We start from the raw sequence: 14,882 nt of genomic DNA on the forward strand, positions 1-14,882 counted from the left end.
GTCATGACGGCCACCCCCGTGACAGCGGCGGCACTCCTGTGGGCCTATGACGCGGCCGCACGATTCGGCCTGAGATGGAGACCCAGGACGCTCCTCGCCGTCGTCACCGGGCTGACCGTGCTGGCAGTGGTGCCGGTGCTTGCGCTGGCGCTACTGGTAGGTCGGCTCTGCGCCGCCGTTGACCTGACCCCACCCTGGCCTGCCCTGGCCGCCGCCTGGGGTGTCTGGCAGCTGGCGCACACAGCGCTCTCCCAGAAGCGGGAAGAGCTGACGGCACCGGTGCTGGCACCATTCATGCGGGCAGTGGACCTGGGGATGCCCCAGTGGTTCCTGGTCCGGTTCACAGTACCAACGGTGGTCAAGGGCGCCTTCACCGTGCTGGCAGCCAGCGGCCTGCTCGTGGGCAGCGGGGCGGACAGCACCTGGGCCGCCCCGTCCCTTCTCGTCATCGCTGCGGGCACGGCTGCTGAGCTCGGCCTCATGGCCCAGCTCATGACGCACCAGCGCGGTCCTCGTCAACTGCTCACCGCCGTGCTGCTCTGCCTTGTGGGCGCCCTCGCCCTCGCCCCGAGCATGCTTCCCAGCCAGCTCGGGCTTGCCGGTGCCTGTACTGCACTCACCGGCCTGGCCGCCGCAGAACTGCGGACGGTAGCGGGCACTACCTGGGTACCGGTCCGCGCACGGCGCCGACGCCGCCGCACACCCCTGTCCGCACGGACGCCTGTGGCGGTACGGACGCTGGTGGTGCTGCGGCTGGGGTGCTGGGTGCCACCGGTGCGGGCGCTGCTGGTTCGCTCCCTGACGCTCGCCCTGCTGCTGTGCGTGGTCCTGGTCGCCGCCAGAACGAGCGTCCCTGAGATCGGCACGGTGGTGGCACGCAACGGTGAGGCTGCGGCTCGCGTCGTGGCACTCGGAGCAGTGCTGCCCGCCCTGGCAATCACGGACACAGGGGTCAGCTGGTACGGCGTGCGCAGCCGGTGCTACCAGCTCCGGGCTGCCTGGGAGGCGGGTGCCTGTGGCTACGGGCTGGCTGTCGGAAGCAGCCTGGCCCACCTTCTCGACGGTTTCCTGGTCTCCGGCGCCGTCGGTCTGGTCTGCCTCGCCCTGGCCGCCCCTGCCACGCCAGCCACTCTCCTGCTGCCGGTAGGGGCCTCGCTGGCTGGCCCCCTGGGCAGCGCACTCGTGTCCGCGCCGCAGCTGCCGGACGGGCGCTGCCGGTCCTCCCTGGCTGGGGCGCTGGCGGGCATGGGCCTGCTGGGACCCCACCTCTACTCGGTCCTGACCCCCTCAGCCGCCGCGCTGCCCGTCACCGCCACCATCGTCCTGCTTGGAGGTCTGCCGTGGGTGTCCCTCATGGTCATCCGGAACGCGTCGTTCTCGATCGTGTGACTTTTGCCTACTCAGAGGACGACCCGCCGGTCTTCACCGACCTCTCCATGAGGTTCCCGCGCGAGGGGCTCGTAGCCTTGCAGGCCCCCAACGGCTCCGGCAAGTCGACACTCGTCGAGCTGGTCAGCGGCTACCTCAGACCGGGGGCCGGACGCGTCCTGGTGTGCGGGCACGACGCCTCCAGCCCCAGTGCCCGCCCCTGGCGCAGGGTGGTGCGGACCAGGCCCGCCCTCTACCCGGCGATGAGCGTCTACGACCACCTGGCCTTCTCCAGCCAGCTGGCGGGATCCCGGCTCCACGGCGTACTGGAGCGCGCAGGCCGCTACCGGCTCGAGGACTGGCTTGACACGCGCGCCGACGAGCTCTCCTCGGGTACTGAGCGCAAGCTGTGGCTCCTCATGTGCACCCTGGGGAACTTCGACGTCGTCATGCTGGACGAGCCCTTTATCGCCCTGGACGATCAGGCGCGCGCGGAGCTCAACCGGGAGATGTGCCAGTGGCGCGAGGAGGGCAGGCTGGTCGTCGTCGCCGCCCACGGCAGCCCAGACGGGTTCCAGCCGACCACGACGCTTCGGCTGCCCGCGCCAAGGACGACGGAGAAGGACAAGAAGGAGTAAGCCAATGGGTGTGACCGTGCGAGCACACAGGCTGGGAGCCGTCTACGGCTCCCAGCAGCGTCTGTTCGATGTCTCCTTCGAGGTGCAGCCGCACGAGGTTGTCGGCGTCCTTGGTACCAACGGTGCCGGGAAGACGACCCTCTTCCACCGGCTTCTTGGGGCACTGCCAGGTCCCGGCACAGCCTGGGTCGCCGGGTACCGGGGCAGCAACCGGGCTCCGAGTCCTCATCGAGTCGGCGCTGTCCTGGACAGCCTGACAGCCCACCCTGGTCTGCGGGCACGCTACCTGCTTGCATCCTGGTGCCAAAGCCTTGGTCTGCCACAAAGGCGCGTTGACGAGCTGCTGGAGACTGTCGGCCTGAGCACGCTAGAAGGTCGGCGGGTGGGGCAGCTGTCGCTGGGCATGCGGCAGCGGCTTGCCCTTGCCATGGCTCTTGCCCCGCAGCCGCGACTACTGGTCCTTGATGAGCCGACCAACGGCCTGGACCCCCTCGGGATACGCTGGATTAACTCCGTCATCATCGATTTCGCAGCTCATGGAGGCGCCGTGCTGCTGTCCTCCCACCACCTCTCCCAGCTCGATCACCTTGCTCAGCGCGTCCTTCTCATTGACGCTGGCAGGCTCGTCACCGACGAGCCGATGCACGACTTCAAGCTGTCTGCAGGACCACTGACACATCGGGTAGCCTGCAGCCGGGCATCGGACCTCCAGGAACAGCTCGTGCGGAGAGGAGCACATGTCTTACGCACCTCCACCGACGAACTGCTGGTCACAGGCTGCCAGGTCAATGAGCTCGCGCACCTCGCGCATGACTACGGTGGGATCATCCGCCTGCTCGCCCCAGAAGGAGCCAGTCTAGAGACCTCATTCCACAGACACCTTGACCACCACCGGAGGTCTGCGGCATGAGCGTCCGGACAGGCACGGGGCGTACAAGAAGACTGCTGCTCCGACAAGTGGCCCCCAGGCACAGGCACCGAAGCACTGCACGATCAGGAGCCACTGCGGTGCTGCAGTTCGACCTGCTACGGATGCTCGGGCTCCGCTCTGTGCGGACCCTTCTGATTACTGGGATAGTACTGTACCTTGTCATCCAGTCAGCCATGGCACTGGTGATGGTTGAGATGCGCAGGAGGGGCGTTCTGGAAGCAGATGCCCTGGACATGGCCACACTGATCATAGGGCGCAACCCGGTCCTGCCTCTGTGCGCAGGCCTGACCTGCGCACTAAGCGCAGGTCAGGAGTACACCCATTCCGGCCGTACTATGGTGATCATGATGGCCGGGTCCCGCACTACCTTTGTGATGTCCAAGGTTTTCGGGGCCGCCGTTGTCTCAGCGGCAGTCGCGCTTGTCGGCAGCCTCGGAACCTGGGGAATTCTTGTCAGCACCGGCCTTCTTGACGGCAGGCTCTGGGTTCCAGGACTGACCGTGCTGATACTCGGACGCTCGGCAGCAGTAGTCGCCTGGGGCGTCGTTGGTACCTGTACGGTACTTACTACCCGATCACAGACTGCGGCAATCACCCTGATACTGACTGTACCGTTCGTGGCGGAGACAGCGGTGAGGACTCTTGCCAGGCAGGTCGGCGGGACTCTGGAGGGCCTGACGCGCCTGCTTCCATTTGCGAGCATTGATGCGCTGGTGCCGGTCCCACCTGACTCGACACTCTTCGAGGAGCCTGTCAACAGCCCTGAAACTGCCTGCACCGTCGTGGGATGCTTCCTCGCCCTGCTTCTGACCGCCAGTACCCGCAGGGCCTGAACCTGCCCTGTCCTGCTGCGCCAGCCCGTCCGTCTCAGGACGAGTGCATTCTTCAACGCGCTCTCGGCGACTTGCGTTGGTGATCGCCTATCGGCTGTCAACGGTGATTGATTCCGGCATCATTTTTGTTGTCGACAACGGGAGAGTGGTGGAACAGGGTAGCCACCGGGAACTAATTGAAAAAGGCGGCGCCTACAGCGAGTTGTACCTGCGGTCCAGCAGCAAAGAATCGATGTCGGACGGGGCGCGACCAGATGATGGCACCGGCAGCGAGCCCTCGACGGCTCGTCCTGGAGGATGGCCTTCAGGTCCTCCGGGAGGACGAGCCTGAAAGTGAGACGTGGTACCCACGGCCGATGATGCGCGGCTTCGGTAGGAGCACCCTGAACACTAACACACAAAACGATCGCCGCCCTGCGTCGATCTCAAGAACACGAGGAAGAACTAGTATGCAGCCAAGCGAGGCAGCAGTACGAGCGGTCAATCTCCGGAAGATGTACGGTTCGGGCGAGGCGGCGGTGACAGCCTTGGGCGGAGTAGACCTCGAGGTCGCTCACGGCAGTTTTCTGGCGGTGATGGGGCCATCTGGTTCCGGAAAGTCCACGCTCATGCAGACCATGGCCGGGCTGGACTCGCTTGACGCGGGCGAGGTCTGGATCGAGGGAACCAATATCACGCGGCTGCGCGACCGTCAGCTGACGAGGATGCGCCGGGACCGCATCGGCTTCATCTTCCAGTCATTCAATCTCATCCCCACACTCACCGCCGAGCAGAACATCCTCCTCCCGCTCAAGATCGCACGCCAGAAGCAGGACAAGGACTGGGTGTCGCTGGTTGTCAAGGAGCTCGGTATCGGGGAGCGTCTGAACCACAGGCCGCACGAGCTCTCCGGCGGGCAGCAGCAGCGCGTCGCCATCGCGCGGGCGGTCATGACGCAGCCAGCCGTTGTCTTTGCCGACGAACCCACGGGAAACCTGGACTCCGGCTCTGGCACGCGAATCCTGCACCTGCTGAGGGACATGGTCTCCGGGCTCGGTCAGACAGTGATCATGGTGACGCACGACCCCAAGGCCGCCTCATACGCCGATGAGGTCCTCATTCTTGCAGACGGCAAGACGCGCGAGACCATACAGGAGCCGACGCAGCGTGCCGTGCTTGAGGCGCTCAGCAGGCTGGAGCCTGACGACTCTGGCGACGAGGAGCACACCTCATGAACCAGGTGCTGCTCTCCTCTGTTGGGGCACACGTCGGTCGGCTGATTGCGACTGGTATCGCGGTCACGCTGTCTGTTGCCTTCGTCGTGACGACTCTGCTCCTGTCCTCGTCCTACAGGCAGACAATGGTTGACGGCCTGACTGCCCAGATGGACCAGGCGGACCTCCAGGTCGCTGTCACCGACGACAGTGCTGAGCTTGCTGACGTCGACGAGCAGGTCGCTACCGCTCTGGACGGTCTGGACAGCCTGGAGGGGGTTGCGGCGGCAGACGCGCAGCGGTCGTCCTATGTGCAGGTCGCCTCCGGTGGGCGACGCGCCAACGCGAGCGTGGAGCCGCTGCTGTCAGCGCAGAACCGGTGGCAGGAGCTGTCGTCGGGGGACTGGCCGAGTGCCCGTGGGGAGGTGACGATGGACGAGGTCAGCGCTGAGGCCCTGGGCGTCACAGTGGGCGACACCCTCCGTGTGACGGACGTGGTCGGCGACGGCGACTCCTCTGACCTTGCCGTCGTGGGGCTCACCTCGACGGCCAACGCTGGTTTCAGCCAGGGGACCCCGACGCTGATCACGACTGAGACGACGTTCGAGGCGCTTGGGCTGCTGGCTGTGACCACGGGGATACTTGTGAGCGCCTCGGAGGGGGTCTCGCCCGGGACGCTGTCGGCCCGTGTCGCCGAGCACGTCGTGTCGGCTCATCCCTGTCAGTCTTCACGCGTGAGGAGGCTGTCGAGCACCAGGTTGCCCAGCTGTCGGGCACCAGCACGCTGCTGACCAGCATGGTGCTCGTGTTCGGGGCGGTGTCACTGCTCGTGTCCGGGTTTGTCATTGCCAACACGTTCCGTGTGCTCGTCGCCCAGCGGACTGGAGAGCTTGCCCTCCTTCGGTGCATCGGGGCAGGCGTGGCCCAGGTGTACCGCTTGATCCTGCTGGAAGCGGGCATCGTGGGGCTGGTCTTTTCAGCCGCTGGTGCCGCCATCGGCGTTGGTGTGGCAGCAGCACTGGTGTCAGCAAGCGCCTCGGGCGGCGCCGGACTACCGCTGTCGGCCTTGTCCGTACCACCGTTGATGGTGGTCGGGTCGATCGCGTGCGGCACCGTCGTGACCACGGTCTTTGCACTGGGACCGGCCCGCAATGCCACCAAGGTACGCCCCATCGTCGCCCTGCGGCCTCTTGAGGCTGTCTCCACGAGACGGGTATCGACTGCGGCGGCCGTCATCGGACCAGGGCTGACAGCTCTTGGCGCAGTCGCAATGGTGTACGCGGCAAGACGGGGATCAATTACTGTGGCCGTGGCTGGTGGCCTCCTCGCCGTCCTTGGAGTTCTCGTGGCCTCGTCGGTCCTGCTTCCAGGGATCATGAGGCTCCTGGGACTGCTCGTCTCGCCCGTGTCCGCGCCCATGCAGCTGGCCGTAGCAAACGTCAATCGCAACAGGCGACGCACCGCCGCGACCGGGGCCGCCCTCCTTATTGGCAGCATCCTGCTCGCGATGCTGACAACGGGCGTCAGCTCGGCACGTGAGTCCGTGGTCGCCCAGATCGACGACCGACGCCCGATTGACCTCGTCGCTGAGACAGCGCCCGGCCAGCCGATTGACACGGAAACGATCGCAGCCATCACACATGTGCCAGGCGTCGTCGCCAGCGCGGAGGTCCTTACAGGGGCCGTGGACCTGGAGAGCGCCTCGAGCGTTGTGCAGCAGGCCGTAGCAGAAGGCGTGGACCAGCAGGCCACGAGCAATGTCGCCCACTCAGAGGTCTCTGTCCCGCAGGCAGGCAGCGTCCACGTGAGCCCGAACGACCCGGCCGCCCGGTACGACAGCCAGCACATCACCGCGCGCGGCGCTGACGGTGAGACGACGCTGGAGGTCGTCGTGGATGAGAACGTGCCTGAAGGCATCGTGCACGTCGCGTCGTCCGACCTATCCAGCATCGACTCCAGCCCAGATGTCACTCGGCTGCAGCTCCGGCTGGAGGACGGGATGAGCTCCACCGACATCCAGTCAGTCATGACTGACATCTCCTCCTTCGACGAGGACATCAACGTCTCCGGAGGCGCCCAGGAGCGTGCGTACTACAGCCAGATCCTTGACACCATGCTCATGGTGGTGCTCGCCCTGCTGGCTGTCGCGGTCGTCATCGCCTTCGTCGGTATCGGCAACACGGCCGCACTGTCGGTGATCGAACGGCGCCGGGAGTCCGCGCTCCTTCGCACAGTAGGCCTAGGCCGAGGACAGCTCATAGCCATGATCTGCACTGAGGCCGGGCTGACGGCCATCGTGTCAACCGCGCTCGGCCTGGTGGCCGGGGTCCTCCTCGGATGGGCTGGCGTCACCACACTCGGGCAGTCAGCATCGGAGGTCGAGATGACCCTGCACGTACCGTGGGGACAGCTGGCCGCCATCCTGGCTGGGGCCGCCGTCGCCGGTACGCTCGCCGCCCTCCTGCCCGCATACGCAGCGTCACGTCGGCGCCCTGTCGAGGACCTAGCGGCTACCTGAGCCTGGTCTCCTCAGCCGCAGCGGGACCGGAACCCGCCCTTCCGCTGCCTTCTCCCGCCTCCCGGTCTCAGCCCGGCTGCTGGCGCCGGGAGGCGATCCGGGCGTCGTTGGCGGTGGCCTGGGCGAAGGCCGCCCCCGGCACCGCCACGGAGCCGAAGGAGGCCAGGTCACGACGGAACACCACGGCGGCGAACCAGTCCATCATGATGCGCACCTTCCGGTTCAGGGTGGGCACGGCGTAGACGTGGTAGCCACGGTGCGCCGTCCAGGCCAGGAACCCGCGCAAGTTGTGTCCGAGGATGCGCGCCACCCCCTTGCCTATCCCCAGGGAGGCCACGGTCCCGAGGTTCTCGTGGGCGTAGGAGGCCAGCGGGGGCTCCTGGCCGGGCGCGGCGGTGAGCACGGCCACCAGGTTGTCGGCCAGGAGCCTGGCCTGGCGCACGGCGTGCTGGGCGGTGGGCGCGCAGGTCGCCTCCGAGTCCTGGCTGGTCACGTCCGGCACGGCCGCGCAGTCGCCCGCCGCCCAGGCCCCGGCCACCACACAACCCTCACGGGCCACCTGGAGCGTGGGCAGGGTGGTCACCCGCCCCCGGACGTCCACCGGCAGGTCGGAGTCAGCCAGGACAGGCGAGGGCTTGACCCCAGCCGTCCACACGATGGTGTCGGCATCGATCTCGGTGCCGTCGGACAGGACCACGTGCCCGTCCACACAGGAGGACAGGAAAGTGTTGAGGCGTACGTCAATGTCGCGCTCCCGCAGCTGCTCCAGCCCGTAGCCGGAGAGCTCCTCGGTCAGCTCGGGCAGGATACGGCGCGACCCCTCCACGAGGATGAAACGGACGTCCTCCTGCGCCACCGAGTCGATGGTGCGCACCAGGGCACGGGCCATGTCCTCCAGCTCGGCGATGGCCTCCACCCCGGCAAAGCCCCCGCCCACGAACACGAAGGTGAGCAGGCGCCTGCGACGCTGGGCGTCCCAGGTGGAGGCTGCGTCCTCGATGCGCGACAGCACGCGGTTGCGCAGGGCCAGGGCCTCCTCGACCTGCTTGAAGCCCAGCGCCTGCTCGGCCAGACCGGGGATGGGCAGGGTGCGCGCCTCGGCGCCGAGCGCCAAGACGAGGTGGTCGTAGCCGATCTCGTAGGGCTGCGCAGCCTCCTGGGAGGACTCCGGGACGGGAGGGGTGACGGTAAGCCTGCGGGAGGCGTGATTGATGGCCGTGACCGAGCCGGTGAGGATGGTGCACCCAGATAGGGAGCGACGGTGGGCGGCGATGACGTGGCGGGGCTGGATGGAGCCGGCGGCGACCTCCGGAAGGAAGGGCTGGTAGGTCATGTACGGCCGGGGGTCCACTACGGCGACCTCCACCTGGTCGGTACCCAGCCGGGCGCGCAGCGCCCGGGCGGTACAGAAGCCGACGTACCCGCCCCCGGCGATAACGACCCGGGGAGGACGGAGGCCGCCCCGGGGAGCAGGCTGGCCCGCCACCACCGGGCGGTTGGGGCGCAGGGTCAGGGCGAGCGCGCTGCCAGCAGCAAGAAGGCCGACGGCGGACAGCGCGAGGGTGGTACGAGTGGTACGGCTCATGCCCCGACAATAAGGGCAGCCTTACTTTCTGACGAGGTGAGTCCACCCTCCCTTGCCGTGGTTCCCGCCACAGAAGCGGATGCAGCCGCCCCCGACCATGACGACCCGGGGCGCAGGAGCAGGACACCGGGCCAGGACGAGCACGGCACCGAGCGTGGGGAGGGCGTCCCTGGCCCCGTCACCGGGCACCTACCAGGTCGGCCCAGCGGTCCACGGCCAGCGCGGCCGCCCCCCGCGCCCACTCCTCGAACTCGAAGGGACGCAGCTGCACCGCCGCCGGGGAGGCCGACCAGTGCCGCAGCCGGGCGACCTCCGCCTCAAAGACGTCCCGGTGGGCCTGGAGCACCGCGACCCCCTCCCCCGACACCACCGTGAGGGCAGGGTCGAGGAAGGCGACGAGAGAGCCGACCAGGCGGCCGGCGGCACGCGCGGCGGTGCGCAGGATCTCCCGGACCTCCGACTGGCGCGCCGTCCTAGGGTCCAGGACCTCCGCCATGGTGAGTTCACGGCCGAGTCGACTGGCCACTGCCCTGGTGATGCCCGACGTCGACGCCACGGCCCTGGCGCAACCCACGTGCCCGACCTCGCACCGTATGTCCGTGGCACCGGGAGAGCTGGCGTGAAGGCTGCCGGTCGGGCCTTCGGGAACGGCGACGGGAAGGTGTCCAATGCTGCCCGCCGCACCGTGTGCCCCAGAGACCACCTCACCACCCACCACCAGGCCGCAGCCGATCCCCTCACCGAGCGTCACCAGGGCGAAGGGGTCGGCACCTCGACCGACGCCGAACCAGGCCTCGGCGTAGGCAAAGGCCCGCACGTCGTTGGCGACCGTGCAGGCGACTCCGGTGGCCGCCGAGACCAGCTCAGCCAGAGGGACGTCACGCCACCCCAGGAAGGCCGCCACCTTGACGACGCTGTCACCCGCGACGGCAGCACCCAGTGATATCCCGATGGTGTCAGGCATCCGCCCCCGCCTGGCTCCCAGACTCGCAGCCACCGAGGCCACCAGTGCCACCACGGCCTCGGGATCCGTGCGCTCCAGAGGGACAGCCTCCTGCTCCAGGACGGCCCCTACCGGCGAGGTCAGCACCGCGTAGAGCCGGTCGGCCGTGAGCTTGACTCCCAGAAAGGTGGCGCAGTCCTCCACCACGGCCAGGGTCCGGGTCGGTCGACCCGGACCTGTCTGCTCCTGAGGAGGCCGCTCGGCCACCTTCCCGGCCTCCAGCAGCGGGCGCACCGTGCGGGTCGTCGTGGCCGCCGACAGCCCCAGGCGCTCACCGAGCTCGGTGCGGCTGAGAGGGCCGGCCGCCACTAGGGCCACCAGGACCCGCGCCCCCAGCGTACGTCCGCTACCTGCCATAGACCTCACGAGACCTCACACCTCACCTCACGCGAACCCTGGTCACTGCCTGACGCTGCCCGCAACAATAGCCGTCAACGTCCCGCAGGCCCAGCACCCCGAACACTGCCCCCAAGCATGGCTGATCTCACAGAGTGACCCAAGGCATCGAGGTGCTAGCCTTTCTTTTCAGCTTACAAGAAACTGGTTCCCACCACCCCTCTGGAAGGACAACGATGACCCTCCACCTGCGCAGTGCGGGCACCTCCCTGGTCCTGGACCTCCCCGAGGACCGTCTCCCGGTGGTGCGCCACTGGGGGCCGGACCTCGGCGACGTCGAGGGCGCCGACCTGGCCGACGCGGCCGCGGCCTCACGTACCAGCCTGGGCAGCAACACCCACTGGATACTCAACGACCTGCCGGTCCTTCCCCTGCCCCACCTGGGCTGGTCCGCCCGTCCGGCAGTAGGGCTGTCCCGCACCGACGGCGATGCCTTCTCCCCCCACCCCACCGGTGTCGCCCACGAGCACTCCCGGCAGGACGGGCCTGCTGGCACTACCGACGTGGTACGCTCCCTCGCCACCGATCCAGTCCACCTCCTCACCCTGGGCACCGAGCTGCGCCTGGAGCCCTCCGGCCTGGTACGCCTGCGGGCCTGGGTCAGTGACGACCGCGAAGACAGCGACGACCGCCCTGCCGGTACCACAGGAGCGGACCTGGTAGTCACCGAGCTCACCCCGGTCATGCCCGTGCCCGACGCCGCGGTGGAGCTCCTGGACACCAGCGGGCACCACCTCCTGGAGCGCCAGCTAGTGCGCACACCCTTCTCCCCCGGCGCGCGGGTCCGCGAGTCCTGGGAGGGGAGACCCGGCCACGACGCCGCTACCTGGCTGGCGGCAGGCTCCCAGGGGTTCGGCTGGCGCAGCGGGCGGGTCCACGCGGTCCACCTGGGCTGGTCCGGTAACAGCCGCCACCTGGCACTGAACACCACCGCAGGCCCCAAGCTGCTCGGTGCCGGGGAGCTGCTCCTGCCCGGAGAGGTGATTCTGGGGCCGGGAGAGACCTACACCACGCCGTGGCTGTACTTCTCCTGGGGGGAGGGACTGGACGCCCTGTCCCACCGCAGCCACGACTGGCTGAGGTCCCTGCCTTCCCACCCTCAGCGTCCCCGCCCCGTGCTGCTCAACACCTGGGAGGCGGTCTACTTCGACCACGACCTCGACACGCTCAAGGAGCTCGCCGACGCCGCCGCCCAGGTCGGTATCGAGCGCTACGTCCTGGACGACGGGTGGTTCGGCTCCCGTCGCGACGACACCTCCGGCCTGGGAGACTGGCAGGTCTCCGCCCAGGCCTGGCCCCAGGGGCTGGAGCCGCTGGCGGAGCACGTGCACCGCCTGGGCATGGAGCTCGGTCTGTGGTTCGAGCCGGAGATGATCAACACCGACTCCGACCTGGCCCGCGCCCATCCCGAGTGGATCCTCTCCGACGGCGCCGGGGGCGCCCCCGAGCACCGTCACCAGCGGGTCCTGGACCTGACCGCCCCGGGCGCCTGGGACTACCTCCTGGAGGCGATCTCCTCCCTGGTGGAGCGCCTGGGCATCGCCTACATCAAGTGGGACCACAACTCCCCCCTCCTGGCCACGGGACACATGACGTCCAACCCCGAGCTGGGAACCCGGCCGGGGGCCGCGGCGGTGCACGACCAGACCCTGGCCTACTACCGTCTCCTGGACGCCCTGCGCGAGCGCTTCCCGGAGCTGGAGATCGAGTCCTGCGCAGGCGGGGGCGGGCGCGTGGACCTGGGTGTGGCAGAGCGGGTCCAGCGTGTGTGGGCCTCGGACTGCATCGACGCCCACGACCGCCATGACATCCAGCGGGGCACCTCGCTCCTGCTGCCTCCCGAGCTCGTGGGGACCCATGTGGGCTCCGGCCGCGCCCACACTACGCTGCGCGACCTCGACCTCGACTTCCGGGCTGGCACGGCCCTGTGGGGCCACATGGGCGTGGAGTGGGACCTCACCGCCGCCGACGAGCCCACGCGCGAGCGCCTGGCCGCCGCCATCGCGCTGCACAAGGAGCTGCGCGGACTCCTCCACTCCGGGCGGACGGTCCACGCCGACCTCGACCAGGACGAGGCCCTGCGTATCGAGGGCGTTGTCGCCGACGACGGCTCCCAGGCCCTGTTCGAGATCGCCTGCCTGGCCCAGCCCCTGACATGGCCCACGGCGCCACGGCCGCTTCCCGGCCTGGACCCGCGGCGTCGCTACCACGTCCGCCTAGCCGCGCCCCCCTACCCAGAGCTGGAGAGGCAGGCCGGGTGGATGGGCGAGGACGGCGTCGTCCTGCCGGGCTCGTTCCTGACCACCACGGGCCTGGCCCTTCCCGTCCTCCACCCCGACCACCTGGTCCTGGTGCGCGCCACCGCCGTGGACTGAGCCCGCCGACACCACTGGACCTACTGACCCTCCCGCACGCGCCGTCCCGGCCCTGAGCACCCGTCCACACTCTTTCCGCACCACCGCCCCCGTCCACAGTCTGTCCATAATCACCGTCGATTTGGAGACCCGATGTCAATCTCGACCCCGGTCGCGCGACAAGCCAGTCGCCGTCCCCGCTCCGACCTCAGGCTGGGCCTGGCCTTCATCGTCCCCGCGACGATCGGCCTGGTCGCCTTCTTCCTCTGGCCGCTGGCCCGCGGTATCTGGCTCTCCTTCACCGAGTACAACCTGCTCACCCCCGAGGAGTTCACGGGACTGTCCAACTACCAGCGCATGGCCTCCGACTCGACCTTCTGGAACGCCGTGTGGGTGACTCTGGAGTACGTCGTCATCAACATCGGGCTCCAGACGGTCCTGGCCCTGGCCATCGCCGTGCTCATGCAGCGCCTGACCCAGTCCACGCTGGTGCGCTCCATCGTGCTGACCCCCTACCTGGTCTCCAACGTGGTCGTTGCCATGCTGTGGCTGTGGATCCTCGACAACACGCTAGGGATCTCTAACGAGCTCATCCAGGGCCTGACCGGTGAGCGGGTGAACTTCTTCTCCTCGGCCCTGGCCATCCCCACCATCGCCGTCATTAACGTGTGGCGCCACGTGGGCTACACCGCCCTGCTCATCTTTGCCGGGCTGCAGTCGATCCCGGGCACCGTCTACGAGGCGGGCAAGGTGGACGGCGCCAGCGAGTGGACCATGTTCTGGCGCATCACGGTCCCGCTGCTGCGCCCCATCTTGGCCCTGGTGCTCATCATGACGATGATCGGCTCCTTCCAGGTCTTCGACACGGTGTCAGTGACCACCCAGGGAGGCCCGGTCAATGCCAGCCGAGTGCTGCAGTACTACATCTACGACATGGCCTTCGACCGCTTCCAGTTCGGCTACGCCTCCGCCATGGCCGTGGGGCTGCTGGTGGTCCTGGCCGTCATCACGGTCGCGCAGTACCGCATGACCCGCGCCAACGAGACGGACCTGGACTGAGAGGGGCACGACGATGAGCACCAGCACCACCAGCACCACCACCGTGGCCGAGGCCTCCAGCGGCAACCGGGAGCGCCGCACCTCGCAGGCCGCAGCACCTGGCACCGTCGCCGCCCAGCAGCGGCGCCTCAACCTGGGACGCGCACTGGCCTGGGTCGCCATGTCCCTGATCATCATTATGACGATCCTGCCCTTCTACTGGGTACTGCGCACCGCCCTGTCCTCCAACACCGGGCTGGCCTCGGACCCCACCTCCGTGCTGCCGGTGGACACCAATCTGCGCGGGTTCGCCCGGGTCTTCGGCATGCAGTCCACTGAGGAGGCCATCGCTGACGGCGGCTCGGGCGCCTCGATGAACTTCTGGCTCTACCTGCGCAACTCCGTCATCGTGGCCACCCTGGTCACCGTCTGCCAGGTCTTCTTCTCTGCCATGGCGGCCTACTCCTTCGCTCGCCTGCGCTGGCCGGGCCGCGACACCGTCTTCTCAGTCTTCCTGGCCGCGCTCATGGTTCCCTCGATCTTCACCCTCCTGCCGAACTTCGTGCTCGTCAGGCAGCTGGGACTCATCGACACCCTGCTGGGTGTGGCCATGCCGACGATGTTCATGACCCCTTTTGCGGTCTTCTTCCTCAAGCAGTTCTTCATGAACATCCCCCGTGAGCTGGAGGAGGCTGCCCTGCTGGACGGCGCCTCAAAGATCCGCGTGTTCTTCCAGCTGATCCTTCCCATGGCAAGGGCCCCGATCACCACGCTGGCGATCCTGACCTACATCACCGCCTGGAACGACTACTTCTGGCCCCTGCTGGTGTCCTACACCGACTCCTCCCAGGTGCTGACCGTTGCCGTGGCCGTCTTCAAGTCCCAGACCCCCCAGACCGGTCCCGACTGGTCCGGCCTCATGGCAGCCACCCTGGTGGCAGCCCTGCCCATGCTGCTGCTGTTCATGGCTGCGGCCAGGCGCATCGTCAACTCCATCGGCTTCACCGGGATCAAGTGAGGAACAA

12 protein-coding genes are annotated in these 14,882 nt (G+C 68.1%); 10 read left to right on the forward strand and 2 right to left on the reverse strand.

Annotated features, from left to right (window positions below; translation table 11 throughout):
• The first annotated feature begins 3 nt into the window (after positions 1 to 3).
• From D5R93_RS08585 to D5R93_RS08615, 7 genes are all read left to right on the forward strand, one after another.
• Positions 4 to 1,389, forward strand: coding sequence for a hypothetical protein (locus tag D5R93_RS08585; RefSeq protein ID WP_120204743.1), 1,386 nt, complete (start codon positions 4 to 6; stop codon positions 1,387 to 1,389).
• Positions 1,386 to 2,006, forward strand: coding sequence for an ABC transporter ATP-binding protein (locus D5R93_RS08590; protein ID WP_120204745.1), 621 nt, complete (start codon positions 1,386 to 1,388; stop codon positions 2,004 to 2,006). Before D5R93_RS08585 ends, D5R93_RS08590 begins: the two co-directional genes overlap by 4 nt.
• A 4-nt stretch (positions 2,007 to 2,010) precedes the next feature.
• On the forward strand, positions 2,011 to 2,916 hold the full coding sequence (locus D5R93_RS08595; RefSeq protein ID WP_120204747.1) for an ABC transporter ATP-binding protein: 906 nt from the start codon (positions 2,011 to 2,013) through the stop codon (positions 2,914 to 2,916).
• Positions 2,917 to 3,014: 98 nt separating this feature from the next.
• A complete protein-coding gene (locus D5R93_RS08600) occupies positions 3,015 to 3,770 on the forward strand; it encodes a hypothetical protein (RefSeq protein ID WP_120204749.1) in 756 nt (251 codons plus the stop codon).
• A 494-nt stretch (positions 3,771 to 4,264) separates the two neighbouring features.
• Entirely contained in the window at positions 4,265 to 4,984 is a 720-nt protein-coding gene (locus D5R93_RS08605; protein WP_243106679.1) for an ABC transporter ATP-binding protein, read from the forward strand.
• Positions 4,981 to 5,754 carry an ABC transporter permease family protein gene (locus tag D5R93_RS08610; RefSeq protein WP_120204753.1) on the forward strand — a complete coding sequence of 258 codons (774 nt, stop codon included), beginning with the start codon at positions 4,981 to 4,983 and terminating at the stop codon, positions 5,752 to 5,754. The genes D5R93_RS08605 and D5R93_RS08610 overlap by 4 nt, the downstream gene beginning before the upstream one ends.
• Before the next feature lie 5 nt (positions 5,755 to 5,759).
• Entirely contained in the window at positions 5,760 to 7,481 is a 1,722-nt protein-coding gene (locus tag D5R93_RS08615) for an FtsX-like permease family protein (protein WP_120204755.1), read from the forward strand.
• A 67-nt stretch (positions 7,482 to 7,548) separates the two neighbouring features.
• On the opposite strand, the gene D5R93_RS08620 is transcribed toward D5R93_RS08615, so the two are convergent.
• Positions 7,549 to 9,066: an NAD(P)/FAD-dependent oxidoreductase gene (locus D5R93_RS08620; RefSeq protein WP_120204757.1), complete on the reverse strand. Its 1,518-nt coding sequence runs from the start codon at positions 9,064 to 9,066 to the stop codon at positions 7,549 to 7,551.
• Positions 9,067 to 9,244: 178 nt separating this feature from the next.
• Entirely contained in the window at positions 9,245 to 10,426 is a 1,182-nt protein-coding gene (locus D5R93_RS08625) for an ROK family transcriptional regulator (protein WP_120204760.1), read from the reverse strand.
• 215 nt (positions 10,427 to 10,641) lie between these two features.
• Here D5R93_RS08625 and D5R93_RS08630 point away from each other — a divergent pair, with 215 nt between their 5' ends.
• The 3 genes from D5R93_RS08630 to D5R93_RS08640 all read left to right on the forward strand — a co-directional run bounded on the left by D5R93_RS08630 (position 10,642) and on the right by D5R93_RS08640 (position 14,875).
• On the forward strand, positions 10,642 to 12,840 hold the full coding sequence (locus D5R93_RS08630; protein WP_120204762.1) for an alpha-galactosidase: 2,199 nt from the start codon (positions 10,642 to 10,644) through the stop codon (positions 12,838 to 12,840).
• Between the two features lie 132 nt (positions 12,841 to 12,972).
• Complete coding sequence (locus tag D5R93_RS08635; RefSeq protein ID WP_119836114.1) at positions 12,973 to 13,878, forward strand: carbohydrate ABC transporter permease; 906 nt, start codon at positions 12,973 to 12,975, stop codon at positions 13,876 to 13,878.
• 13 nt (positions 13,879 to 13,891) lie between these two features.
• Positions 13,892 to 14,875 (forward strand): carbohydrate ABC transporter permease, encoded by a 984-nt coding sequence (locus D5R93_RS08640; RefSeq protein WP_120204763.1) that lies wholly within the window; start codon positions 13,892 to 13,894, stop codon positions 14,873 to 14,875.
• Positions 14,876 to 14,882 lie beyond the last annotated feature (7 nt).

This window comes from Actinomyces lilanjuaniae (genome assembly GCF_003606385.1).
GTDB lineage: Bacteria > Actinomycetota > Actinomycetes > Actinomycetales > Actinomycetaceae > Actinomyces > Actinomyces lilanjuaniae.

What these genes read in the sequence shown, in the direction of transcription:
- D5R93_RS08625 (WP_120204760.1), bottom strand. Translation starts at nt 10,426, where the DNA reads ATGGCAGGTAGCGGACGTACGCTGGGGGCGCGGGTCCTGGTGGCCCTA.
- D5R93_RS08635 (WP_119836114.1), top strand. Translation starts at nt 12,973, where the DNA reads ATGTCAATCTCGACCCCGGTCGCGCGACAAGCCAGTCGCCGTCCCCGC.
- D5R93_RS08615 (WP_120204755.1), top strand. Translation starts at nt 5,760, where the DNA reads ATGGTGCTCGTGTTCGGGGCGGTGTCACTGCTCGTGTCCGGGTTTGTC.
- D5R93_RS08640 (WP_120204763.1), top strand. Translation starts at nt 13,892, where the DNA reads ATGAGCACCAGCACCACCAGCACCACCACCGTGGCCGAGGCCTCCAGC.
- D5R93_RS08585 (WP_120204743.1), top strand. Translation starts at nt 4, where the DNA reads ATGACGGCCACCCCCGTGACAGCGGCGGCACTCCTGTGGGCCTATGAC.
- D5R93_RS08605 (WP_243106679.1), top strand. Translation starts at nt 4,265, where the DNA reads ATGTACGGTTCGGGCGAGGCGGCGGTGACAGCCTTGGGCGGAGTAGAC.
- D5R93_RS08630 (WP_120204762.1), top strand. Translation starts at nt 10,642, where the DNA reads ATGACCCTCCACCTGCGCAGTGCGGGCACCTCCCTGGTCCTGGACCTC.
- D5R93_RS08610 (WP_120204753.1), top strand. Translation starts at nt 4,981, where the DNA reads ATGAACCAGGTGCTGCTCTCCTCTGTTGGGGCACACGTCGGTCGGCTG.
- D5R93_RS08620 (WP_120204757.1), bottom strand. Translation starts at nt 9,066, where the DNA reads ATGAGCCGTACCACTCGTACCACCCTCGCGCTGTCCGCCGTCGGCCTT.
- D5R93_RS08595 (WP_120204747.1), top strand. Translation starts at nt 2,011, where the DNA reads ATGGGTGTGACCGTGCGAGCACACAGGCTGGGAGCCGTCTACGGCTCC.